At 71.9% G+C, this 23,493-nt stretch carries 19 protein-coding genes and 1 tRNA gene; 7 read left to right on the forward strand and 13 right to left on the reverse strand.

Annotated elements, in window-relative coordinates:
• The first annotated feature begins 5 nt into the window (after positions 1 to 5).
• Positions 6 to 1,064: a LacI family DNA-binding transcriptional regulator gene (locus tag O3X23_RS05845; protein ID WP_269270041.1), complete on the forward strand. Its 1,059-nt coding sequence runs from the start codon at positions 6 to 8 to the stop codon at positions 1,062 to 1,064.
• A gap of 138 nt (positions 1,065 to 1,202) precedes the next feature.
• Here the strand turns inward: O3X23_RS05845 and O3X23_RS05850 are convergent.
• From O3X23_RS05850 to O3X23_RS05860, 3 genes are all read right to left on the reverse strand, one after another.
• Positions 1,203 to 1,275: transfer RNA gene (locus O3X23_RS05850), tRNA-His, on the reverse strand.
• Positions 1,276 to 1,342: 67 nt separating this feature from the next.
• The gene (orn, locus tag O3X23_RS05855) at positions 1,343 to 1,945 is read right to left on the reverse strand and encodes an oligoribonuclease (protein ID WP_269270042.1); all 603 of its coding nucleotides are present in this window, start codon (positions 1,943 to 1,945) and stop codon (positions 1,343 to 1,345) included.
• Positions 1,946 to 1,950: 5 nt separating this feature from the next.
• Positions 1,951 to 3,234, reverse strand: a complete 1,284-nt coding sequence (locus tag O3X23_RS05860; RefSeq protein WP_269270102.1) for a helix-turn-helix domain-containing protein — start codon at positions 3,232 to 3,234, stop codon at positions 1,951 to 1,953.
• Between the two features lie 994 nt (positions 3,235 to 4,228).
• Between O3X23_RS05860 and O3X23_RS05865 the strand changes: the two genes are divergently transcribed.
• Entirely contained in the window at positions 4,229 to 4,750 is a 522-nt protein-coding gene (locus O3X23_RS05865) for a universal stress protein (protein WP_269270043.1), read from the forward strand.
• A 122-nt stretch (positions 4,751 to 4,872) separates the two neighbouring features.
• Here the strand turns inward: O3X23_RS05865 and glmS are convergent, their stop codons facing one another.
• Together glmS and O3X23_RS05875 are read right to left on the reverse strand one after the other, a co-directional pair.
• A complete protein-coding gene (gene glmS / locus O3X23_RS05870) occupies positions 4,873 to 6,687 on the reverse strand; it encodes a glutamine--fructose-6-phosphate transaminase (isomerizing) (RefSeq protein WP_269270044.1) in 1,815 nt (604 codons plus the stop codon).
• Between the two features lie 108 nt (positions 6,688 to 6,795).
• Positions 6,796 to 7,071, reverse strand: coding sequence for a hypothetical protein (locus O3X23_RS05875; protein ID WP_269270045.1), 276 nt, complete (start codon positions 7,069 to 7,071; stop codon positions 6,796 to 6,798).
• A gap of 231 nt (positions 7,072 to 7,302) precedes the next feature.
• Between O3X23_RS05875 and O3X23_RS05880 the strand changes: the two genes are divergently transcribed.
• A complete protein-coding gene (locus O3X23_RS05880; protein WP_269270103.1) occupies positions 7,303 to 8,955 on the forward strand; it encodes a beta-N-acetylhexosaminidase in 1,653 nt (550 codons plus the stop codon).
• A gap of 150 nt (positions 8,956 to 9,105) precedes the next feature.
• On the opposite strand, the gene O3X23_RS05885 is transcribed toward O3X23_RS05880, so the two are convergent.
• The 4 genes from O3X23_RS05885 to O3X23_RS05900 are packed head-to-tail and all read right to left on the reverse strand — an operon-like array spanning position 9,106 to position 14,799.
• The gene (locus O3X23_RS05885) at positions 9,106 to 10,272 is read right to left on the reverse strand and encodes an acyl-CoA dehydrogenase family protein (protein ID WP_269270046.1); all 1,167 of its coding nucleotides are present in this window, start codon (positions 10,270 to 10,272) and stop codon (positions 9,106 to 9,108) included.
• Between the two features lie 2 nt (positions 10,273 to 10,274).
• Positions 10,275 to 11,213 (reverse strand): hydroxymethylglutaryl-CoA lyase, encoded by a 939-nt coding sequence (locus O3X23_RS05890; RefSeq protein ID WP_269270047.1) that lies wholly within the window; start codon positions 11,211 to 11,213, stop codon positions 10,275 to 10,277.
• Complete coding sequence (locus O3X23_RS05895; protein ID WP_269270104.1) at positions 11,210 to 13,171, reverse strand: acetyl/propionyl/methylcrotonyl-CoA carboxylase subunit alpha; 1,962 nt, start codon at positions 13,169 to 13,171, stop codon at positions 11,210 to 11,212. Before O3X23_RS05895 ends, O3X23_RS05890 begins: the two co-directional genes overlap by 4 nt.
• Before the next feature lie 14 nt (positions 13,172 to 13,185).
• Positions 13,186 to 14,799 carry a carboxyl transferase domain-containing protein gene (locus O3X23_RS05900; RefSeq protein ID WP_269270048.1) on the reverse strand — a complete coding sequence of 538 codons (1,614 nt, stop codon included), beginning with the start codon at positions 14,797 to 14,799 and terminating at the stop codon, positions 13,186 to 13,188.
• Positions 14,800 to 14,883: 84 nt separating this feature from the next.
• On the opposite strand from O3X23_RS05900, the gene O3X23_RS05905 reads away from it, so the two are divergent.
• The 3 genes from O3X23_RS05905 (at position 14,884) to tesB (ending at position 17,603) form a co-directional block, all read left to right on the forward strand.
• A complete protein-coding gene (locus tag O3X23_RS05905; protein WP_269270050.1) occupies positions 14,884 to 15,495 on the forward strand; it encodes an SACE_7040 family transcriptional regulator in 612 nt (203 codons plus the stop codon).
• A gap of 64 nt (positions 15,496 to 15,559) precedes the next feature.
• Positions 15,560 to 16,717: an acyl-CoA dehydrogenase family protein gene (locus O3X23_RS05910; RefSeq protein ID WP_269270051.1), complete on the forward strand. Its 1,158-nt coding sequence runs from the start codon at positions 15,560 to 15,562 to the stop codon at positions 16,715 to 16,717.
• A 10-nt stretch (positions 16,718 to 16,727) separates the two neighbouring features.
• A complete protein-coding gene (gene tesB, locus O3X23_RS05915; RefSeq protein WP_269270052.1) occupies positions 16,728 to 17,603 on the forward strand; it encodes an acyl-CoA thioesterase II in 876 nt (291 codons plus the stop codon).
• 196 nt (positions 17,604 to 17,799) lie between these two features.
• Here tesB and O3X23_RS05920 read toward each other — a convergent pair whose 3' ends face one another.
• From O3X23_RS05920 to O3X23_RS05935, 4 genes are all read right to left on the reverse strand, one after another.
• Positions 17,800 to 18,993: a sensor histidine kinase gene (locus O3X23_RS05920; protein WP_269270053.1), complete on the reverse strand. Its 1,194-nt coding sequence runs from the start codon at positions 18,991 to 18,993 to the stop codon at positions 17,800 to 17,802.
• Positions 18,990 to 19,661, reverse strand: a complete 672-nt coding sequence (locus O3X23_RS05925) for a response regulator (RefSeq protein WP_269270055.1) — start codon at positions 19,659 to 19,661, stop codon at positions 18,990 to 18,992. The genes O3X23_RS05920 and O3X23_RS05925 overlap by 4 nt, the downstream gene beginning before the upstream one ends.
• Positions 19,662 to 19,765: 104 nt before the next feature.
• Positions 19,766 to 20,557 carry a phosphatase gene (locus O3X23_RS05930; protein ID WP_269270056.1) on the reverse strand — a complete coding sequence of 264 codons (792 nt, stop codon included), beginning with the start codon at positions 20,555 to 20,557 and terminating at the stop codon, positions 19,766 to 19,768.
• Between the two features lie 169 nt (positions 20,558 to 20,726).
• Positions 20,727 to 22,259, reverse strand: a complete 1,533-nt coding sequence (locus O3X23_RS05935; protein WP_269270057.1) for a PucR family transcriptional regulator — start codon at positions 22,257 to 22,259, stop codon at positions 20,727 to 20,729.
• A gap of 192 nt (positions 22,260 to 22,451) precedes the next feature.
• Between O3X23_RS05935 and speB the strand changes: the two genes are divergently transcribed.
• Positions 22,452 to 23,423: an agmatinase gene (gene speB / locus O3X23_RS05940; RefSeq protein WP_269270058.1), complete on the forward strand. Its 972-nt coding sequence runs from the start codon at positions 22,452 to 22,454 to the stop codon at positions 23,421 to 23,423.
• Positions 23,424 to 23,493: the final 70 nt, after the last annotated feature.

The raw sequence follows: 23,493 nt of genomic DNA on the forward strand, positions 1-23,493 counted from the left end.
CTAGGATGGCGCGTCAGTCATGTCGGGAGGCGGAAGTGACCGTGAACGGTCGGCACAGCGGACGGCCCACGCTCGAGGAGGTCGCCGCGCGCGCCGGAGTGGGCCGCGGCACGGTCTCGCGGGTCATCAACGGGTCCCCACGGGTGAGCGACCGGGCCAAGGCCGCGGTCGAGGTCGCCATCGCCGAGCTGGGGTACGTCCCCAACCGGGCCGCCCGCGCGCTCGCCGGCAACCGGACGGACGCCATCGCGCTCGTCATCCCGGAGCCCGAGACCCGGCTCTTCGCCGAGCCGTACTTCTCCGACATCATCCGCGGGGTCGGTGCCGAGCTCGCCGACACCGACATGCAGCTGCTGCTGACGCTGATCCGAACACCCAAGGAGCGCTCCCGCTTCGCCCAGTACCTCAGCGCCCACCGGGTCGACGGCGTCCTGCTCGTCTCCGTCCACGAGGACGACCCGCTGCCCGACCTGCTGGAGCAGCTGGACATGCCCGCCGTCCTGAACGGCCGGCGCTCCGACCTGGAGTCCGTCTCCTACGTGGACTCCGACAACGTCGGCGGCGCCCGGTCCGCCGTCGGCTACCTGCTCGGCCGCGGCCGCCGCGTCGTGGCCACCATCGCCGGCCCCGTCGACATGTACGTCGCCCGCTGCCGCCTCGACGGGTACCGCCAGGCCGTTGACGCGGCGGGCCTGGGCGACGACGCGTCGCTCGTCGTCCGCGGCGACTTCACCGAGGAGGGCGGCCGGCGCGCGATGCGGGAACTGCTCGCCCGTCGGCCCGACGTGGACGCCGTCTTCGCCGCCTCCGACGTCATGGCCTCCGGCGCGCTCCAGGTGCTGCGCGAAGCCGGCCGGCGGGTCCCCGACGACGTGGCCCTCGTCGGCTTCGACGACTCCGTCATCGCCCGCCACATGGACCCGGCCCTCACGAGCGTGCGGCAGCCCATCGAGGAGATGGGCCGCACCATGGCCCGCGTCCTCCTGGAGGAGATCGCGGAACGCACGTCGGTGCGGCGGCACGTGGTGCTCGCCACGGAACTGGTGCGGCGGGACTCGGCATAGGGGCCGGAGGCCGGGGGGCCGTTCACCGGACAGTGTGACGTCGGCCACATGTCCGGGCTCCCCGCCCCGCGGAGCCCCCGGGATCCGAACACGAAGAAGCCCCGACCTGCGTTCGCAGATCGGGGCTTGATCGTTCAGGGTGAGTGACGGGACTTGAACCCGCGGCCACCTGGACCACAACCAGGTGCTCTACCAACTGAGCTACACCCACCATGTCCGGCGCTTCTCGGCGCCGACCTGAAGAAGCATACAGGGTCCGGGAGGGTGCTCGCCTCAGGCTATTCGGCGGCCAGGACGTGCTTCGCCGCGATGGCCCGGGCGGTGTCGGTGTCCGGGCCGGGCTGCGCCACGAAGACGGCTTCGCGGTAGTACCGCAGCTCCGCGATGGACTCGCGGATGTCCGCCAGGGCGCGGTGGTTGCCGTTCTTTTCCGGGCTGTTGAAGTACGCCCGGGGGTACCACCGGCGGGAGAGCTCCTTGATGGAGGAGACGTCCACGATCCGGTAGTGGAGGTGCTGTTCGAGGGCCGGCATGTCCCGTGCGAGGAAGCCGCGGTCCGTGCTGACCGAGTTCCCGCACAGCGGGGCCTTGCGCGGCTCGGAGACGTGCTCGCGCACGTAGTCGAGCACCAGCTTCTCGGCCTCCTCGAGCGTCACACCGCCTTCGAGCTCCTCCAGGAGCCCGGAGGCGGTGTGCATCTCGCGTACGACGTCGGGCATGGTCGTCAAGGACTCGGCGGGCGGGCGGATGATGATCTCCACCCCCTCACCGAGAATGTTCAGCTCCGAGTCGGTGACCAGCGCGGCCACCTCTACGAGCGCGTCGTGGGCCAGCGACAGCCCGGTCATCTCGCAGTCGATCCACACCATGCGGTCGTTCATGGGTCTCACCCTAAGGGGCGATCGCGTGGACCAGGCATAGCCGGGTTGCGGCCGCGTGCGATGCGCTCCGCGCGCAGCCGTCCCCTGATGACACCGTCGGTGCCGTCCATGCGGCTCTGCTCCGGCACTCGCGGGGCGTACACGTCGGAGTCGGGCTTGCCCGGCACCGTCAGGAGCTGCGGCGGCGTGCCCCGGCGCGGCGGCAGGTGCTCGGCCGGTGCTGGTGGCCGCTCCGGGTCGTCCTGCGGGCGCCGGGCCCGGTACGCGGCACGGTAGGAGGCGGGCGACGACCCCAGCTGGCGCCGGAAGTGCCCGCGCAGCGCGACGGGGGAGCGGAAGCCGCAGCGGCCCGCCACCTCGTCCACCGAGAAGTCGGACGTCTCCAGCAGCCGCTGCGCCTGCAGCACCCGCTGCGTGATCAGCCACTGCAGCGGGGCGCTGCCGGTCAGCGACCGGAAGCGCCGGTCGAAGGTCCTGCGGCTCATGTAGGCGCGCGCCGCCAGGGCCTCCACGTCGAACTGCTCGTGCAGGTGCTCCAGCGCCCAGGCGACGACCTCGGCCAGCGGGTCGCCACCGATCTCTTCTGGTAATGACCTGTCGAGGTGACGCTGGCTGGAGGGCCAGTCGCTGCGGCGCGGCGGCACCACGAGCCGCCGGGCGAGCGCGTTCGCCGCCTCGGCGCCGTGGTCGGTGCGCACGACATGCAGGCAGAGGTCGATTCCGGCCGCGGTGCCGGCCGAGGTCAGTACGTCTCCGTCGTCCACGAACAGCTCCCGGGGGTCCACATGTACGGAGGGATAGCGCTTGGCCAAGGTGGGCGCGTACATCCAGTGGGTGGTCGCGGGGCGGCCGTCCAGAAGCCCCGCGGCGGCCAGTACGAACGCCCCTGTGCACAGGCCGATGATCCGGGCGCCTTCCTCATGGGCCCGGCGCAGCGCGTCGAGGGCCTCGGGAGGCGGTGGCTGGGAGATCGAGCGCCAGGCGGGCACCACGACGGTGCCGGCCCGTGAGAGCGCCTCGAGTCCGTAGGGGGCGCTGAGTTCCAAACCCCCGGTGGTGCGAAGTGGCCCGTCCTCGCCGGCGCAGACCAGCAGCCGGTAGCGGGGCACGCCCGCGTCCTGCCGGTCGATGCCGAACACGGAGAGCGGGATGGAACTTTCGAAGATCGGCCCGCCGCTGAACAGCAGCACGGCGACGACTTCGGCACGCCGCCGCGCGGACAGTTTGCGAGTGGCGCGGGACGACGCTGACGGTGCTGAGGATCCGGCGGATGGCGACAGGTTCTCCATCGCCGTACCGGTCCTGGACTCCTGGCTCATCATGGAGCTCAAGCCCCCCTCGATCGACGCGGCCCCTCGGTCCTGCACGTTTCCCCCGCCGTATTTCCCAAGATCGAATCTACTGTGTTTGGTGTGCCTGGTGAGGCAGTTGCGAATACTTCACCACCTGGCGCTAAGTCGACTTGACCACGTGGCGTGAAGCATTCGATCACGAAGCGTTCCACTCACCGAGCCCGCTGTGAAGTACGCCTCCGGCTCCCGCGGTGGCCTACGCCGCCCTCCACGCCCCCTGGAGCCGTTTCATTGCAGGTGACAGGCATGTCAGCAAGGGCTTCTACCAACAGGGGCAGTACGGCCAGAAGTTGGCCGAAAATCATAGGCCCGCCCGCATGCACCTCCCAACGGCGCCCCGTTGTGCGCCCCCTGGCCAGCCAACCGCCCCGGGGCGCCCCGCGCGACCAGTGGCGTCATCGGGGTGCTATCGGGCCATTCGCCGCCCGCGAGGGGGGCGGGTGTCCTGTTCACGCCGGTGCCGCGGGAAATCTGGTTTGCGCGGCGGATGGGATTCATGCCCTGCGGCGCTCCGGGCAGGTCTGGGGTGCTCCACGTGCGGCGCCGGGGTCACTGCGGGGGCCCCGATCCGCCGCGGAGCCGCCGCCGAGCCGCCCTGGAGCCGCTCTGGAGCCCTTCTGGAGCCGGCCCGCCCTCCCGCCGCGCGGAATCGGCCCGCCGGACGACGGCGCGACGTTGCGCTCGGGGCCGGGCTCCGGCATCCTCCTGGAAACTCCGCGTATGTAATGCCTGCGGAGGCTCGACGAGGCTGTGCAGGGATACGTCTCCGCCGTACTCTGGAGTCATCAGGGTCGGAAGCCCTCGAACTGGCCGAAACCGGTCAGCCTCGTGGCCCCCGTCAGGGTATTACCGAACACGCAGCGAAGCCCGCTGTGACCGCCGTTGTCCGCCGGTCGGCGTCCCCGCGCCGCCCTCGTCGAGAAACCGCATCATGGCCGGTTATGAGCTTCCTGAGCCCGCTGAAGGCAAGCCGCTCGCCGAATCGGCGGCGCTCCCCGAAGCGGCCCCCGAGCTGCGCTCGTCCTGTGACCCGGCCTTCCGGCACGGCGTCGTCGTCGGTTTCGACGGCTCGGTCTCCAGCGAGCGGGCGCTCGCGTACTCGATCGGCATGGCCCGCCGCCTGGGCTCGGCCCTGATCATCGTCCACGTCGCCAACCGCCTTCCGGCCACGGTCTGGGCCGGTTGCGAACCCCCGGTCTTCGTCGACGTACCGGACCACAGGACCGAGGTCCTGGGCCTGGAACTCGCCTGCGCCGACCACCTCGCCGAGGTCCCCTGGATCCTGGTCGAACGCGGCGGCGACATCTGCCACGAACTCGAGGAGGTCGGCCGCGAGTACGAGGCCGACGCCATCGTCGTCGGCGGTACCCAAGGCCTCATCGGCCGCATCTTCGGTTCAGTGGCCGGCCGCCTGGCCCGCAGAGCCCAACGCCCGGTCATCGTGATCCCGTAAGGCGCGCTGACGCCGGAAGGCGGGGCCCGGATCCTCCGGGCCCCGCCTTTTGCGCTCAGGCCGTCACGTCGTCAGGCCGTCAGGTTGTCCGGCGGCCCAGGCCGTCCGGCCGTTCGCGGGATCTACTCCACCGTGACCGACTTCGCCAGGTTGCGCGGCTTGTCGATGTCACGCCCCATCGCCTTCGCCGTGTGGTAGGCGAACAGCTGCAGCGGGATCCCCATCAGGATCGGGTCCAGCTCGACCTCGTTCTTCGGCACCACGATGGTGTGGTCCGCCTTCTCCTGCACCTGGTGCGCCACCGCCAGGATCCGCCCGCTCCGCGCCTTGATCTCCTCCAGCGCCGCCCGGTTCTTCTCCAGCAGTTCGTCGTCGGGCACGATCGCCACCGTCGGCAGCGCCGGCTCGATCAGCGCCAGCGGACCGTGCTTCAACTCGGAGGCCGGGTACGCCTCCGCGTGGATGTAGCTGATCTCCTTGAGCTTCAACGAGGCCTCGCGGGCCACCGGATAGCCCCGCACGCGCCCGATGAACATCATCGACTTCGCCCCCGCGTACTCCGCGGCCAGCTTCTCGATCTCCGCCTCGCCCTCCAGCATCTCGGCGATCTGCGCGGGCAGCTTCCGCAGTCCCGCGATGATCCGCTTGCCGTCCGCGACCGACAGGTCCCGGATCCGGCCGAGGTGCAGCGCGAGCAGCCCGAAGGCGACCACGGTGTTGGTGAAGCACTTGGTGGAGACGACGCAGACCTCGGGGCCCGCGTGCACGTACACCCCGCCGTCCGTCTCGCGGGCGATCGCCGAGCCGACGACGTTCACCACGCCCAGCACCCGCGCGCCCTTGCGCTTGAGCTCCTGGACGGCGGCGAGCACGTCGTAGGTCTCGCCGGACTGGGACACCGCGATGTAGAGGGTGTCGGGGTCGACGACCGGGTTGCGGTAGCGGAACTCGGAGGCCGGCTCGGCGTCCGAGGGGATGCGCGCCAGCTCCTCGATCATCTGCGCGCCGATCTGACCGGCGTGGTAGGACGTGCCGCAGCCGAGGATCTTGATCCGGCGGACGCTCCGCGCCTCGCGCGGGTCGAGGTTCAGGCCGCCCAGGTGCACGGTGGAGAAGCGGTCGTCGATACGGCCGCGCAGCACGCGGTCGACCGCGTCGGGCTGCTCGGAGATCTCCTTGTGCATGTACGTGTCGTGGCCGCCCATGTCGTACGACTCGGCCTCCCACTCCACGGTGGTCGGCGTGGCCGAGGTGGTGGAACCCTCGGTGGTGTACGTGCGGAAGTCGTCGGCCTTCAGGGTGGCCATCTCGCCGTCGTCGAGGGTGACGACCTGGCGGGTGTGGCTGACCAGCGCGGCGACGTCCGAGGCGACGAACATCTCCTTGTCACCGATGCCGAGCACGACCGGCGAGCCGTTGCGGGCGACGACGATGCGGTCGGGGAAGTCCTGGTGCATGACGGCGATGCCGTAGGTGCCCTCGATGCGGCGCAGCGCCTCCTGGACCTTGGCCTCCAGGGTGTCGGCCTGTGAGCGGCCGATGAGGTGCACGACGACCTCGGAGTCGGTCTCGGATGTGAACTCCACGCCGTCGGCGATCAGTTTGGCGCGCAGGTCGTCGGCGTTGTCGATGATGCCGTTGTGGACCAGGGCGACTTTGCCGTCCGCGTCGAGGTGGGGGTGCGCGTTCTCGTCGTTCGGAGCGCCGTGCGTGGCCCATCGGGTGTGCGCGATACCGGTGGTGCCGGTGAAACGCTTGGGGATGCGGGCCTCCAGCTCGCGGACCCGGCCCTTGGCCTTGACGGTCTTGAGGACCCCGGATTTTCCGGTGATGACGACGCCCGCCGAGTCGTAGCCCCGGTACTCCAGCCGCTGCAGGCCTTCCAGCAGCAGCGGAGCCACGTCGCGCTTACCGATGTATCCGACGATCCCGCACATATGGTCGTCCCTCTCCGTCGTGTGTCAGTTGGTGGTGGCGCCCCGCCCGCACGCGGGGGGCACCGGTGGATGCAGATGCAGGTACAGCTGTGGTGTGTCAGCCGTGCGTCAGCCGTAGACGATGCGGCGCAGTTGCCGCAGGGAGAGCTCCGGCGGAGCCACCGCGCGATGCGGCAGCTCCTCGGTGATCCGCTCGAAGATCACCGCGTTGACCAGGCCTTTGGCCTGGAGCTCGCGGTGCCGGCGGCGGACGAACAGCTCCGTCGTCTCGTCGAAGTACGCCAGCACGTCCTGGATCACCCGGGTCGCCTCACCGCGGTGCAGCGGTGTGGTGCGGACCAGGTGGTCGACAAGGTCCTCGTGGGACGTCTGGCGGTCGGGCATCCGTAGATACTGGTGTGATCATCGCCCGTTTGCAAGAATCCTGCCCGATTCCGGGCAGAAGGCGGATCTCGGTGAGCCAAAAGCGTGGGGAAATTGGTCTACACCTTGACCACTCCGGGTGCGCGCGGTACCCAAGGGACAGCGTTACCTCCGCCTCCCGCTGAAGGGATTCCCCCGGTGAGACGACCCAGCGTTCGGAACGACCTGCCACAGATCCTGTGCTCGCTGCTGATGATCGGCGCCGTTGCCTGGGCCTCGGCGCCGCCGGCCGCGCCGGCCGCCGCGGCCGACGCCTCGGCGGCCGTCCTGGCGCGGGTCGTCCCCGCCCCGGCCTCCGTACAGCCCGGCGGCGCTTCCTACGCCATCGGCGCCGGAACCCGCATCCACGTGCCCGGCGACTCCGCCGAGGCCAGGAAGATCGGCGACTACCTCGCCGCGGTGCTGCGGCCGTCCACCGGCTACCCGCTGCCCGTCGTCGCGGACGGCGGGGACCGCGACGGCATCGTGCTGAAGCTGGGGGCGACGGTCAGCAGTGCGGCCCGCCGCACGTCGACCCCTGCCGGAGCGGTGGACACCGGGGCGGCAGGCGTCGGAGCGGCAGGCGCCGGGGCTCCTCGCGACACTGCCGTGGCACTCGGCGCGGAGGGATACCGGCTCGCCGTCTCCGGGGAGTCGGTGACCCTCGGAGCCGAGCAGGCCGCCGGGCTGTTCCACGGCGTGCAGACGCTGCGCCAGCTGCTCCCCGCCGCGATCGAGAAGCGCTCCGTGCAGAGCGGCCCCTGGACGGTGCCGGGCGCCACCATCACCGACGCGCCCCGCTACGCCTACCGCGGCGGCATGCTCGACGTCTCCCGGCACTTCTTCTCCGTCGCGCAGGTCGAGCGGTACATCGACCAGCTCGCCCTCTACAAGATCAACCAGCTTCATCTGCACCTGTCGGACGACCAGGGGTGGCGGATCGCCATCGACTCCTGGCCGCGGCTGGCCACCTACGGCGGCAGCACCCAGGTCGGAGGCGGGCCCGGCGGCTCGTACTCGAAGGCCGACTACAGCGAGATCGTCCGCTACGCCGCGAGCCGCTACCTGACGGTGGTGCCGGAGATCGACATGCCGGGGCACACCAACGCGGCCCTCGCCTCCTACGCGGAGCTGAACTGCTCCGGCACCGCCCCGCCGCTCTACACGGGTATCAAGGTGGGATTCAGCTCGCTGTGCGTGTCCAAGGACGTCACCTACCGGTTCGCGGACCAGGTGCTGGGGGAGCTGGCCGCCCTCACACCCGGGCCGTACCTGCACATCGGCGGCGACGAGGCGCACTCCACGACCCACGCCGATTACGTGACCTTCATGGACAAGGTCCAGCCGCTCGTCGCCAAGTACGGCAAGACCGTGATCGCCTGGCACCAGCTGGCGGGCGCGCACCCGGTCCCCGGGGCCGTCGGCCAGTACTGGGGCACGAACGGCAGCGAGAAGGAGGTCGCGGACGCGGCCAAGGCCGGTCTGCGGCTGATTCTCTCGCCCGCCAACCGGGCCTACCTGGACATGAAGTACAACGCCTCCACGCCGCTGGGCCTGGACTGGGCCGGCCTCGTCGAGGTGAAGGACTCCTACAACTGGGACCCCGCCACCTTCATCAAGAACGCGCCCGCCTCCGCCGTCCTCGGCGTCGAGGCTCCGATGTGGACGGAGACCCTCGTGACCAGCGCGAACCTCGACTACATGGCGTTCCCGCGGCTGCCCGGAATCGCCGAGATCGGCTGGTCCCCGGCGGCCACCCACCAGTGGGATGCCTACAAGGTGCGGCTCGCCGCCCAGGGCCCGCGCTGGACGGCGCTGGGCATCGGTTTCTACCGCTCGCCCCAGGTGCCCTGGCCGAGCAGCTGACGGCGGCCGCGGGCGGCCGGTCACCAGGACCGCCCGCCGGCAGCCGTCGGGAGGCGGGTCGCCGGCATCCGGCCGGGACGGCCCGCCGCGCCGGACGAATGCCTGCCGCGCCGGACGAATGCCGCTCCGGCTGAATGCCGCCCGCTCCGGTCAGCCCGTGAGCCCCAGCTCGCGGGCGATCAGCATCCGCTGCACCTCGCTGGTGCCCTCGCCGATCTCCAGGATCTTCGAGTCCCGCCACATGCGGGCCACCGGGTACTCGTTCATGAAGCCGTAGCCGCCGTGGATCTGCGTGGCCTCCCGCGCGTTGGTGACCGCGATCTCCGAGGAGTACAGCTTCGCGAGCGCCGCCTCCTTCTTGAACGGCTCACCGGCGAGCAGCCGGGACGCGGCGTCACGCCAGGCTAGCCGGGCGGTGTGGGCGCGCATCTCCATGTCGGCGAGCTTGAACTGGATCGCCTGGTTGGCGCCGATCGGCCGGCCGAACGCCTCCCGGCTCTTCGCGTACGCCAGCGACTCGTCGACACAGCCCTGGGCGAGCCCGGTGGCCAGCGCCGAGATGGCGATCCGGCCCTCGTCGAGGATCCGCAGGAACTGCGCGTAGCCGCGGCCCTTCTCGCCGAGCAGGTTCGCGGCCGGGACCCGGCAGTCGGAGAAGGACAGCTCACGGGTGTCCGAGGCGTTCCAGCCGACCTTGGAGTACGGGGCCGCGACACCGAAGCCCGGGGTGCCGGAGGGCACGATGATCGACGAGATCAGCGGCCGTCCGTCGTCCTTGCGGCCGGTGACGGCGGTGACCGTGACCAGGCCGGTGATGTCCGTACCGGAGTTGGTGATGAAGCACTTGCTGCCGTTGATCACCCATTCGTTCGTCGCCTCGTCCAGCCGGGCGGTGGTGCGCGTGCCCCCTGCGTCCGAACCGCACTCGGGCTCGGTCAGCCCGAACGCGCCCAGGATCTCCCCCGAGCACATCCGCGGCAGCCACTCGCGCTTCTGCTCCTCGGTGCCGAAGCGGAAGATCGGCATCGCGCCCAGCGAGACGCCCGCCTCGAGGGTGATGGCGACGGACGAATCCACCCGCGCGAGCTCCTCGAGGACGATGCCGAGGGCGAGGTAGTCGCCGCCCATGCCGCCGTACTCCTCGGGGAAGGGCAGGCCGAACAGGCCCATCCGGCCCATCTCACGGATGATCTCGTACGGGAACTCGTGGTTCTCGTAGAACTCCCCGATCTTCGGCGCGATCACGTCGTGCGCGAACGCCTCGACGGTGCGGCGCAGTTCCTCGTGCTCGGGGGCGAGGCGGTGGTCGATCGACATGACTACGGCTCCTGGTGGGAGAGGGCGCGGACGGTGCGGGAGGGGCTTGGCCTCCCGAGCTGCTCCGCCATCCACACGCTTGTGGCGGTGAGGCGGTCGAGGTCGACCCCGGTGTCGATACCGAGGCCGTTCAGCATCCAGACGAGGTCTTCTGTGGCGAGGTTTCCGGTGGCGCTCTTCGCGTACGGGCAGCCGCCGAGGCCGCCCGCGGAGGCGTCGACGACGGTCACACCCTGCTGGAGGGCGGCCAGCGTGTTGGACAGTGCCTGGCCGTACGTGTCGTGGAAGTGCACGGCGAGCCGGTCCGTCGGGATTCCCTGCTCCCCCAGGGCGGCGAGCAGTGCGGTGACGTGGCCGGGGGTGGCGACCCCGATCGTGTCGCCGAGGCTCAGCTCGGTGCATCCCAGGTCATGGAGCCGGCGGGCGACGGCGGCCACCCGGTCCACCGGGACCGGGCCCTCCCACGGGTCTCCGAAGCACATGGAGAGGTAGCCGCGGACGGTGGCTCCGGCCTCCCGGGCCCTGGCGACGACCGGCTCGAACATGGCGAGGGACTCGTCGACGGTCCGGTTCAGATTGGCCTTGGCGAACGACTCGGTCGCGCTGCCGAAGACGGCGATCTCCCGGACGCCGAGCGCCAGTGCGCGCTCCAGCCCCCGTTCGTTGGGGACCAGCACCGGCAGGTGCGCGTCGACGTCCGCCAGCAGCGGCATCAGTTCGGCGGCGTCGGCCAGTTGGGGCACCCACTTGGGGTGCACGAAGCTGGTCGCCTCGATCGTGCCGAGGCCGGCGGCGGCCAGCCGGTGGATGAACTCGGCCTTCACCGCCGTCGGGACGGTCGCCTTCTCGTTCTGCAGCCCGTCGCGCGCGCCGACCTCGTGGATCCTGACCCGCGCGGGCAGACCGGACGCCGGTACGGACATGGGCAGTCCGTCGGTCATGACTCCTCCCGGGGAGCGACGACGGCGAGCACCTGGTCCATGGCGACGGTGCTGCCGGCGGTGACGTCGATCTCGGTGACCGTGCCGTCGTGGGGAGCGGTGATGACGTGCTCCATCTTCATCGCCTCGACGACGAGCAGGCTCTGGCCCGCCGTCACCTCGTCCCCGACCGCGACCTTGACGACGGTCACGGTGCCGGGCATCGGCGCGGTGAGCGCGTCGGTGCCACCGGCGCCCGCGCTGCCGCTCAGGGCGGCCGCGACGGGGTCGTGGTCCGCGACGTGCCAGCTGTCCCCGTCACGGCCCAGCCAGGCGTCCGCGTGGTGGAAGGAGTGGGTGGCTCCGTCCCAGTGCAGGACGCCGCGTCTCCCGTCGGTGACCAGGCGCGCGGGGACCGCCGGCGCGTCGCCCACCCGGACCTCGTCGCCCCGGACCCGGACGGCCAGCGGCTCGTGGCCGGGCACCCGCAGGTGGTGGGTGGTCCAGGCCGGCTCGCCGCCCAGCCGCCAGCCGTCGGCGGCCGAGAACGGATCCGTCCAGGTGGTGGCGTCCGACGGGGGTCGCAGAGCGGCCTGGCGCAGCAGAGCTGCTGCGGCGTAGACCTCGGGCGGCACGTCCGACGAGGTCAGAGAGGCGACCTCGCGCTCCACCAGCCCGGTGTCGAGGACACCGGACACCACCTCGGGGTGGGCCAGCAGCCGCCGCAGGAAGCCGGCGTTGGTGGCGACCCCCAGGGTGACGGTGCCGGCCAGCGCCGCGCGCAGCTTGCGCAGCGCGGTGGCGCGGTCGGGCCCGTACGCGATGACCTTGGACAGCATCGGGTCGTACAGACTGCCGATCTCGGTGCCCTCGGCGAGTCCGGAGTCGGTGCGGACCCCGTCGCCCTGCGGTTCGTGGAGCGACAGCACGGTCCCGCCGGAGGGCAGGAAGCCGCGGGCCGGGTCCTCGGCGCAGATCCGGGCCTCGACGGCGTGGCCGGTCAGGGTGACGCCCTCCTGCCCGAACGGCAGCCGCTCGCCGGACGCGACGCGCAACTGCCACTCGACGAGGTCCAGCCCGGTGACCAGTTCGGTGACGGGGTGCTCCACCTGGAGGCGGGTGTTCATCTCCATGAAGCAGTACGCGGAGGGATCCGCTCCCGGGACGATGAACTCGACGGTGCCCGCCCCGACATAGCCGCAGGAGCGGGCGGCCTGCACGGCGGCCTCTCCCATCGCCGCGCGGGTGGCCTCGTCCAGGAGCACGCTGGGCGCCTCCTCGATGACCTTCTGGTGCCTGCGCTGCAGCGAGCACTCCCGCTCGCCCAGGTGGACGACGTTGCCGTGGGCGTCGGCCAGCACCTGGATCTCGATGTGGCGCGGTCTGTCGATCCAGCGCTCGACGAGCAGGGTGTCGTCGCCGAAGGAGCCGCGGGCCTCGCGCCGGGCGGCGGCGATCTCGTCGCCGAGCAGCGCCTCGTCCCGCACCAGCCGCATGCCCTTGCCGCCGCCGCCCGCGGAGGGCTTGAGCAGCACCGGCATGCCGATCTTCAGCGATTCGCCGATCAGCTGGGAGTCGGTGAGACCGCTGCCGGACGATCCCGGAACGACCGGGACGCCGGCTTCCAGGACGGTCGCCTTGGCGCGGATCTTGTCGCCCATCAGCTGGATCGCCGAGGCCGGCGGTCCGATGAAGACGAGCCCCGCGTCGGTGCAGGCCTGGGCGAAGGCGGCGTTCTCCGCGAGGAAGCCGTAGCCCGGGTGGACGGCCTGCGCCCCGGTCCTGGCGGCGGCGCGCAACTGCTCGTCGATGGACAGGTAGTTCTCGACGCGGACCGCCGTGTCGGCCTCGCGGACGTGCCGGGCGTCGGCGTCGGCGTCGCTGAACACGGCGGCCGAGCGCACGCCGAGGCGCCGCAGGGTGCGGATCACCCGGACGGCGATCTCGCCGCGGTTGGCGATGAGGACGGTGTCGAACATGGTCATCTCTGCCCTCACATCCGGAAGACGCCGTAGCCGGGCTCACCCAGCGGCGCGTTGGCGCAGGCGGTCAGCGCGAGGCCCAGGACCTGGCGCGTCTCCAGCGGGTCGATCACGCCGTCGTCCCAGAGCCGGGCGGTCGCGTAGTAGGCGTTGCCCTGGGTGTCGTACTGGGCCCTGATGGGGTCCTTGAACGCGGTCTCCTCATCGGGCTCCCACTCGCCGCCCGCCGCCTCGATCTGGTCGCGCTTGACGGTGGCGAGGACGGACGCGGCCTGTTCGCCGCCCATCACGGAGATCTTGGCGTTGGGCCACATCCACAGGAAGCGCGGTGAATAGGCCCGTCCGCACATCGAGTAGTTGCCCGCGCCGTACGAGCCGCCGATGACGACCGTCAGCTTGGGCACCCGCGCGCAGGCCACCGCGGTGACCATCTTCGCGCCGTGCTTGGCGATGCCGCCCGCCTCGTACTGGCGGCCCACCATGAACCCGGAGATGTTCTGCAGGAAGAGCAGCGGGATGCCGCGCTGGTCGCACAGTTCGATGAAGTGGGCGCCCTTCATGGCGGATTCGGCGAAGAGGATGCCGTTGTTGGCGATGATGCCCACCGGGTGGCCGTGGACATGGGCGAAGCCGGTGACGAGCGTGGTGCCGTACTCCGACTTGAACTCCGCGAACCGGCTGCCGTCGACGATCCTGGCGATGACCTCGCGCACGTCGTACGGGGTGCGCGAGTCGACGGGCACCGCCCCGGTGAGCCCCGCCGGGTCCACGGCGGGCTCCTCGACCGGGTCGAGATCCCACGGGCGCGGAACCCGGGGGCCGAGCGTGGACACGATGTTCCGCACGATGAGCAGCGCGTGCGCGTCGTCCTCGGCCAGGTGGTCGGTGACGCCGGAGGTCCTCGAGTGCACCTCGCCGCCGCCGAGCTCCTCGGCGGTGACGACCTCGCCGGTCGCGGCCTTCACCAGCGGCGGCCCGCCCAGGAAGATCGTGCCCTGGTTGCGGACGATCACCGCTTCGTCGCTCATGGCCGGGACGTACGCGCCGCCGGCCGTGCACGAGCCCAGCACCGCGGCGATCTGCGGGATGCCGCGGGCCGACATCGTCGCCTGGTTGTAGAAGATCCGGCCGAAGTGGTCGCGGTCCGGGAACACCTCGTCCTGCTTGGGAAGGAAGGCGCCGCCCGAGTCGACGAGATAGACGCACGGCAGCCGGTTGTCGAGCGCGATCTCCTGCGCCCGCAGGTGCTTCTTCACCGTCATGGGGTAGTACGTGCCGCCCTTGACCGTGGCGTCGTTGGCGACGATCACGACCTCGCGGCCGGAGACCCTGCCGATACCGGCGACGACGCCGGCGGCCGGGGCCTGGCCGTCGTACATCCCGTCGGCGGCCAGCGGGGCGAGCTCCAGGAAGGGCGACCCGGGGTCGAGCAGCCCGTCCACCCGGTCGCGGGGCAGGAGCTTGCCGCGCGCGGTGTGCCGGGCACGGGCCTTCTCACCGCCGCCGAGCCGGGCGGCGGCGAGCTTGTCGCGCAGCCGGGCACTCAGTTCGGCGTGCGCCGCCGCATTGGCGCGGTAGGTCTCCGACGCCGGATCGGCGGCGCTGGAGAGGACGGGTGCTGCCATGTGTCGGGCCCCCGGAAGTTAGCGAGCGTTAACGTGGTGGGCTTCACGTTAACGCTCGCTAACGGGATTGTCTAGACTCGCTGTATGCACCCCACGAAGGCGACGGAGAACCGCCGCGACCAGATCCTCCGGGAGGCCGCCCGGCTCTTCGCCGAACGCGGATTCCACGGTGTCGGTGTGGACGAGATAGGGGCCGCGGTCGGCATCAGCGGACCCGGTCTGTACCGGCACTTCGCGGGCAAGGACGCGATGCTCGCCGAGCTGCTCGTCGGCATCAGCGGCCGGCTGCTCACGGCCGGGAAGGCCCGGGTCGCCGGGGCCTCTGACCCGGCCGGGGCGCTGGACGCGCTGGTACGCGGCCATATCGACTTCGCGCTCGACGACCGCCCGCTGATCACCCTGCACGACCGCGAGCTGGACCGGCTGCGCGACTCCGACCGCAAACTGGTGCGCCAGCTCCAGCGGCAGTACGTCGAGCAGTGGGTGGAGGTCGTCCGGCAGGTGCGGCCCGCCGCCCCCGAACCGCAGGTGCGGGCCGCCGTGCACGCGGTCTTCGGACTGCTCAACTCCACTCCGCACCTGGGGGCGCACAGCGGGCTCCCGGACCGGAACGACACGGCGGCGCTGCTGCGCCGGCTGGCGCTCGGCGCACTGACGGCTCTGGACAGCATGGACGACCGGCGAGTAACTTACTGAGCGCTTGCTTAATTTCCGGATCTCCGTCCCGGACCCCATGTCTCAGGCCCCAAGGAGGCGCGAAGTGCGTCGTACGGTGTTCAACGAGGACCACGAAGCGTTCCGCGAGACGATCCGGGACTTCATAGCCGCCGAGGTCGTCCCCGTCTACGATCAGTGGCTGGAGGCCGGTCAGGCCCCCCGCGACTTCTACCGCAAACTCGGCGAGCTGGGCGTCTTCGGTATCGAAGTGCCCGAGGAGTTCGGCGGCGCCGGCGAGACCAGCTTCAAGTTCCAGGCCGTCATCACCGAGGAGTGCGCCCGCGCGGGCGTCAGCTTCGGCGGCAGCGGCGTCCACACCGGCCTCTGCCTCCCGTACCTGCTGGCCTACTGCAACGACGAGCAGAAGAAGCGCTGGCTCCCGGACTTCGTCTCCGGCGACCTGATGACCGCCATCGCCATGACCGAGCCGGGTACCGGCTCCGACCTGGCCGGCATGAAGACCACCGCCAAGCTCTCCGAGGACGGCACGCACTACGTCCTCAACGGCGCCAAGACCTTCATCACGGGCGGTGTCCACGCCGACCGCGTCATCGTCTGCGCCAGGACCGCCCCGGCCACCCCCGAGGACCGCCGCGCGGGTATCTCCCTGCTGGTCGTGGACACGAAGTCCGAGGGCTACGCCGTCGGCCGCAAGCTCGAGAAGCTCGGCCTCAGGACCTCCGACACCGCCGAGCTGTCCTTCACCGACGTGAAGGTGCCCGTCGAGGACCTGCTCGGAGAGGAGGGCAAGGGCTTCTCCTACCTCGGCCAGAACCTGCCGCAGGAGCGCCTCGCCATCGCCATGGGCGCGTACGCGCAGGCCTCCGCCGCCATCGCCTTCGCCAAGGCGTACGTGCAGGACCGCACCGTCTTCGGTCAGTCCGTCGCCGCGTTCCAGAACACCAAGTTCGTGCTCGCCGACTGCAAGGCCGAGGTGGACGCGGCCCAGGCCGTCGTCGACCGTGCCCTGGACGCGCACGACGCCGGTGAGCTGACCGGCGCCGACGCCGCCTCCGCCAAGCTCTTCTGCACCGAGGTCGCGGCCCGCGTCATCGACAAGTGCCTGCAGCTGCACGGCGGCTACGGCTACATGCTGGAGTACCCCATCGCCCGCCTGTACGCGGACAACCGCGTGAACCGCATCTACGGCGGCACCAGCGAGGTCATGCGCTCCATCATCGCCAAGTCGATGGGCCTGTGAGCGCTTCCCTGTGAACACGGCACTGACGTCCCTGCTCGATCTGCTCGACCTGGAGCGGATCGAGCAGGACATCTTCCGCGGCATCAGCAGGTCGGCGGTCGTGCCCCGGGTCTTCGGCGGCCAGGTGGCCGCCCAGGCCCTGGTCGCGGCGGGCCGCACCGTCCCCGGCGACCGGGCCGCGCACTCCCTGCACGCGTACTTCCTGCGGCCCGGCGATCCCGGTGCGCCGATCGTCTACCAGGTGGACCGGATCCGGGACGGCCGCTCCTTCGCCACCCGAAGGGTGGTGGCCGTTCAGCACGGGCTGCCGATCTTCCATCTGTCGGCGTCCTTCCAGGAGCACGAGGAAGGGCTCGAGCACCAGGAGCCCATGCCGCCGGCGCCGGACCCCGAGTCGCTGCCCACCGCCGAGGAACTGCTCCCCGCGCACGCGGACAGGTTCCCCGACCCCAAGGTCGTCGACCGCCTCCTGGAGGCGCGGGCCGCCGTCGACCTGCGGTACGCCGAGGACCCCCCGTTCCTCGCCGCCGGGCAGGGCCCGCGCGAACCGCGCTCCCAGGTGTGGTTCCGCACCCGCGGCAAGCTCGCGGACGACCCGCTGCTGCACGTCTGCCTGGCCACGTACGTCTCGGACATGACGCTGCTGGACTCGGTACTCCTTGCCCACGGGCGCGGCGGCTGGGCGGTCGGCGACGTCGTGGGCGCCAGCCTGGACCACGCCATGTGGTTCCACCGGCCCTTCCGGGCCGACGAATGGCTGCTGTACGACCAGCAGAGCCCGTCGGCGTCCGGCGGCCGGGGACTGGGCACGGCGCGGATCTACACCCAGGACGGGCGCCTCGTGGCGTCCGTGATCCAGGAGGGCGTGGTCCGCGTCCCCCGCTAGGGCCGGTCTTCAAACTGCCGCCTGCCCGGCGCCGCCTGGCACGCACGCTGTCCCCCAGCTACCGCTGGGGGTGCCCCCAGTTGTCGGGCGCATCCACGTACCCCGGTACAGGGGCGACCCTCCGCCTTGCGATCGCACGCACCAGACGCCGCCGGGCCCGCCCTCCGGGCGGATGCCGCCACTTTGAAGACCGGCCCTAGATGACGGGGAGAACGGCCCGTACCAGGAAGCCGCCGTCGGGCTGGGCGCCCGCGTCGAGGGTGCCGCCGAGCTGGGCGGCGCGTTCCCGCAGGCCGGTGAGGCCGTGGCCGCCGGAGGGCAGCAGCGGGCCCGGCGGGTCGCTCGCGGGGCCGTTGCGGACGCTGACGAGGAGCCGGCTCTCGGCCAGCCGCACGTCGACCTCCGTCGCGGCGCCCGTCGCGTGCTTGCGCACGTTGGTCAGCGACTCCTGCACGATCCGGTAGGCGGCCTGCCCGACCGGCGCGGGGCAGCTTCCCGCGTCGACCCGGCCCCGCACCGTGGGACCGGCCGTCGCCAGCAGCGCGGTCAGCTCGGCCAGCCCGGGGCCGGCGGGCGTCATGAGGACCGCCGCGTCCGCCCGGCCCGACGCGTCGACCGCGTCCGACGGGCCGGCCCCGTTCGTCACGGGAAGCCGCAGGAGGCCCACCATGCGGCGTAGTTCGTCCAGCGCGTCCCGGCTCAGCTCGCGCACCGCTCCCGCCGCGTCACGGGCCTCCTGGCTCCGCGCGGTGACCTCCAGCGCGCCGGACTGCACCGCGATGAGGCTGATGTGGTGGGCGACGGTGTCGTGCATCTCGCGGGCGAGCCGCGCGCGTTCCCGGACGACCGCCTGCTCGGCGGCGAGCCGCGCCTCGCGTTCCCGGCTCGCGGCCAGTTCCGCGAGGCGGTCCGCCAGCTCCCGCCGCGAGGCGCCGAGCAGCCCCAGCGCCGTCGGGGCGGTGGCCAGCAGGGCGGAGAGCAGCAGGGCCAGGATGGTGGCCGCGGGCTCCCAGTCGATCGTGCCGAGCCATGGCCAGGGGACGAACGAGACCACGGCCACCGCCGCGGAGCAGCCGCCGATGACCCACATGCGGGGCGTGACACGGGGTCCGGACGGGGCTCCGGCGACGTCCGCCGCCACGCGGCCCGTCCCGCCGTAGGCGACCTGGTGGAGCGCGGCCATCGGCGCCAGCCACACGTACCCGAGCGAGAGCGCGGGCAGCGTCGCCGCGAAGGCCAGCAGCGGAAACCTGCGGCGCACCAGGAGCGCGGCCGTCGCGGTGCACGCGACGGCGAGCGAGAGGGAGCCGCCCAGCGACCGCGTCGCCCACACCTCGGACGCGGAGAGGGCGATCAGGACGGCCTCCGGGACGGCCGACCGCGGCCTCACGTCCGCTCCGCCGCCGGGACGAGTCCCGCGCGGTGGGCGAGCACGGCCGCGGCCACCCGGTTGGGCGCGTCCAGCTTCCGCAGCACCGCGCGCACATGATCCTTGACGGTGGCGACCGTGATGCCCAGCCGCGCCGCGATGTCGGAGTTCGGCAGACCCGCCGCCACGAGGACGAGCACTTCGCGTTCGCGCGAGGTGAGCAGCCCTAGCGCGACGGCGTCCCTGCCGCCCGGGCTGTCGGGTTCGGACCCGGACCCGAGGTAGCCGCGGACGACGGTACGGCTGACGGTGGGGGTGAAGACCGTCCCGCCGGAGGCCAGGACCCGCACGGAGTCGATCAGCGTCCCCACGGCCGTGTCCTTGAGGAGGAAGCCGGTGGCGCCCTCCCGCATCGCGGCACTGATGTACGCACTGGTGTCGAACGCCGTGAGCATCGCGACGGCCGGCGGCCGCGGCAGGGCGCGCAGCTCCCGCAGGACCGTCAGCCCGTCGGGTGCCGGCATGACGGCGTCCAGCAGTACGAGGTCGGGGCCGGCCGCCTCGATGGCGGCCACCGCGTCCCGGCCGTCGCAGTCGACGACCACCGCGATATCTCCCGCGGTCTCCAGAATCCGCCGCAGGGCAACCCTGACCAGCGCCTCGTCATCGACGATCGCTACATGGATCACGTTGCGCCTGCCTTCTGGAGCCCCTCTGCGATCGTAACCAGAGACTCCGGATCCGCAGAGTCCGGATCCGCTGCGCGGAGGTAGGCCGCGTGCCCGCGGCCGGCTCAGTTCCGTGCTTCGAGGCCCGCGGCGGCCAGCAGGTAGGCGGTGAGCGGGTCGTAGAGGTGGGGCGGCACGTTGTCGTCCAGGGGGACCGTCACTGTCAGGTCGCCCTCGGCCTCGCCGACGAACAGCGCGGGGTCGTTGCAGTCCGCGAAACCGACCGTGTCGATGCCCTGGCTGCCGGCGAAACCCGCCCACCCGTGGTCGGCGACGACGAGATCGGGCTCCCGCCCTTCGTGCTCCATGGCGTCCAGCACCTCCCGCATCGGGTCGGGGGAGTGGGTGTGCATGAGGTTCCCGCCGCGGTGCAGGACGGACACGCCACCGATGTGCCGGATCTCGCCGTTGTCGGCGTAGAGGCGGTCCGCGGGCAGCAGGATCTCGCATCCCGCGTCGCGCAGCGCGGCGGCGAGCGCCTGGTGCACGGCGAACATCCCGGCCGGGTGGCCGGTGGCGAACAGCACGCGGGCCCGGGATTCCGCGGCCTTGCGCAGTTCGACGGCCATCCGGTCCAGCGCGTCGATCGTCAGTTCCGCGTCGATGGTGTCCTGCCCCCTGCGGTGCTTCGGGTTGGCGACGACCCCGCAGCGTTCCACCATGAGTTCCAGCACGGCCTGCGGATCCGTCCAGCGTTCGCCGAGATCCAGACCCAACCAGTAGTAGCGGTTCCCCTCGGCGAGCTCACGGTAGTGATCGAGGTTGTTCTCGCGGCTCGTGGCCACGTCACCCGCGATGCGGGTGCGTATGAGGTGCTCGGCGAGGGACTGGCGGGACGGCGTCGTGTCATGGGGCATGTGTCTTATTGTCGCGCCTGGCCGCACGGGCGTAGAGGCCGAGGGTGATCGACACCGATGTGTGACCCTCGGAGGCGTCCTGGACGGGCTTCCCCACCGGTCACCGACGAGGATTCCCCGGTCCTCCGTGTCCGCCCCGACGCCGGCGCGGAGCAGACGTCGGCGCTGCTCACAGCCAGCGCAGGGCGAACCAGAGGTCCATACGGGTGTCGGGGTCGTCCAGATCCGCGTCGAGGAGCGCTGCGGTCCGCGCGATGCGCTGCCGGACCGTGTTGCGGTGCACTTCCAGCGCGACGGCGCTGCGGTCCCAGCTGCCGTGCAGCGCCAGCCAGGCACGGAGCGTCTCCACGAGGGCGGGGGAGTCCAGCAGCGGTTCCAGCAGCGCGCGGGCCTGCGCCCGCGCCTCCTCGGGCGCCACGAGCGCCGCCATGCCCGCGCCGCCGCGGTGGCGGGCCAGCTCGGAGCGGTTCGCGACGGCCCGGCGCAGCGCCCCCGCCGCCTGGGCGTCGGCCGCGGAGAGTTCTCCCGTGGACGCGGAACCGCTGACCCCGAGGGTCCAGCCCGGCTGAGCGGAGACCTGGCGGTCGGCCGGCAGCAGGGCCCGGACGGCGTCCCCGTCCGCGTCGACCAGGGCCGTGCCGAGGGCGGCGGCCAGAGCGGCGGCGGCCAGGGGCGCCGCCTCGTCCCGGGCGGGGCCGGAGCCTCGGCGGTGCCCGTGCACCACGATCCAGCGCGGCCCCTGGCCGGCCTCCGCGGCCGGCCGGGCGGGACCGGTCAGCAGGGGCGCGACGTCCTCCGGGCGCGCGCCGAGCAGCAGCCGCACGAGGGCGGCCGAACGGTCGGTGTCGGCCGTGCCCTGGTAAGGGCCGGTGAGCAGCGAGAGCAGCACGGTGGCGACGCCGGTGAGCGCGTTGTCCGCGGCGTCGCGCCGCTCCGCGGCGACTGCCAGCACCAGCCCCTCGCCGGGGGCACTCCCGGCGAGCGCGTAGGCCGCCAGATGCGTGCCGGTGACGGTGTCGGTGGCGGACGACGGAGTCGGCATGTCCTGCGGCCGGTCGCCCGGCAGCGGCCTGACCACCTGCGCCAGCTTGTTGAGCGCCGCGCGCACCGGCGGCCCGGGGTGGCTGCCCGCCCCGTACAACTCCCCTCCGCCGGGGCCGAGGAGAGCCGCCCAGCCGCCCAGGTGGTGGGCGAGCTGGCGCAGCACGGCGGGGACCGGCTCGGGGCGGGCGGCGGCGGATGCCAGGGAGCGCTGGGCCTCGGTGACCCGGCGCAGCTCGCGATGGCGGGCCTCGGCCATCGCCTGCCAGACGGCCCGTGCGACCGCGGTGAACGGGGTTTGCGGCGGGACCTCCACCAGAGGCAGGCCGTACCGGTCGCACGCCTCCACGAGGGCGCGGGGTGTCTCGTCATGGACGGGCGCGAGCCCGAAACCGAGCGCTGCGGCACCCGCTTCCAGGGCGCGCACCACGTAGTGGTCGAGGTACTCCGTCGTGTCGCTCGCCGACGGGAAGTGCGCTCCGGCGGTCAGCAGCAGTTCGCCGCCCAGGAGGTACGGCACCGGGTCCGCCATCTCGCTGGCGTGCACCCAGTGGACGGGGATGTCCTCGCGCGGACCCGCGACCTGGCGAAGTCCCAGGTCCTGGCGGGCCAGCAGGTCGGCGAGCGGAACCGGGGGAGTGGGCGGTACCAGTACCGGCATGTGCGATCCATCCACGGTGGAGACATTTAATGGAGGAAACGTACACTTCAGTGCTTTCCCCGGGCCACTTAGGGTCGGCTCCGGAATCGCCGTGAACCGAAGTTATCCACAGGCCCAGCTCGCGTGTCGGCGGGCCGGGGGACACTCGAATCACATCGAAGCACCACGAGTGACACGAAAGAAGGCACCCCGATGAGCAGCAACGAACCGCGCGGACCGATCGACTCGTCCCGCATTCCGCGGTACGCCGGCCCCGCCACGTTCGCCCGGCTGCCCCGGCTGGACGAGGTCGGCACCGCGGACGTCGCCGTGGTCGGTGTGCCGTTCGACAGCGGGGTCTCGTACCGCCCCGGCGCCCGCTTCGGCGGCAACGCCATCCGTGAGGCATCCCGGCTGCTGCGCCCGTACAACCCGGCGCAGGACGCCTCGCCGTTCGCGCTCGCCCAGGTCGCGGACGCGGGAGACATCGCCGCCAACCCGTTCAACATCAACGAGGCCGTCGAATCCATCCAGGCCGCCGCCGACGATCTGCTCGACACCGGCGCCCGTCTGATGACCCTCGGCGGCGACCACACCATCGCGCTGCCGCTGCTGCGCTCGGTCGCCCGCAAGCACGGGCCGGTCGCACTGCTGCACTTCGACGCGCACCTGGACACGTGGGACACGTACTTCGGCGCCGAGTACACGCACGGCACGCCGTTCCGCCGCGCCGTCGAGGAGGGCATCCTCGACACCGAGGCGCTCTCGCACGTCGGCACCCGCGGCCCGCTGTACGGCAAGAAGGACCTGGATGACGACGAGAAGATGGGCTTCGGCATCGTCACGTCGGCGGACGTCATGCGCCGCGGTGTCGACGAGGTCGCGCAGCAACTGCGTGAGCGCATCGGCGACCGTCCGCTGTACATCTCCATCGACATCGACGTCCTGGACCCGGCGCATGCCCCGGGCACCGGCACCCCGGAGGCCGGCGGGCTCACCTCGCGGGAGCTGCTGGAGATCATCCGCGGGCTCTCCTCCTGCCACCTGGTCTCCGCCGACGTCGTCGAGGTCGCCCCCGCGTACGACCACGCGGAGATCACCTCCGTCGCCGCCTCCCACACGGCGTACGAGCTGACCACGATCATGTCCCGGCAGATATCGGAGGCCCGTCGAAACGCCGGGTGACGTCCGCGACGCGAGCGACCCCGCCGTCGAATCCTGCGGCCGCACTGCCGGGCGGGGCTCGCCCCGTCAG

This window comes from Streptomyces sp. H39-S7 (assembly GCF_027158205.1).
Classification (GTDB): Bacteria; Actinomycetota; Actinomycetes; order Streptomycetales; family Streptomycetaceae; genus Actinacidiphila.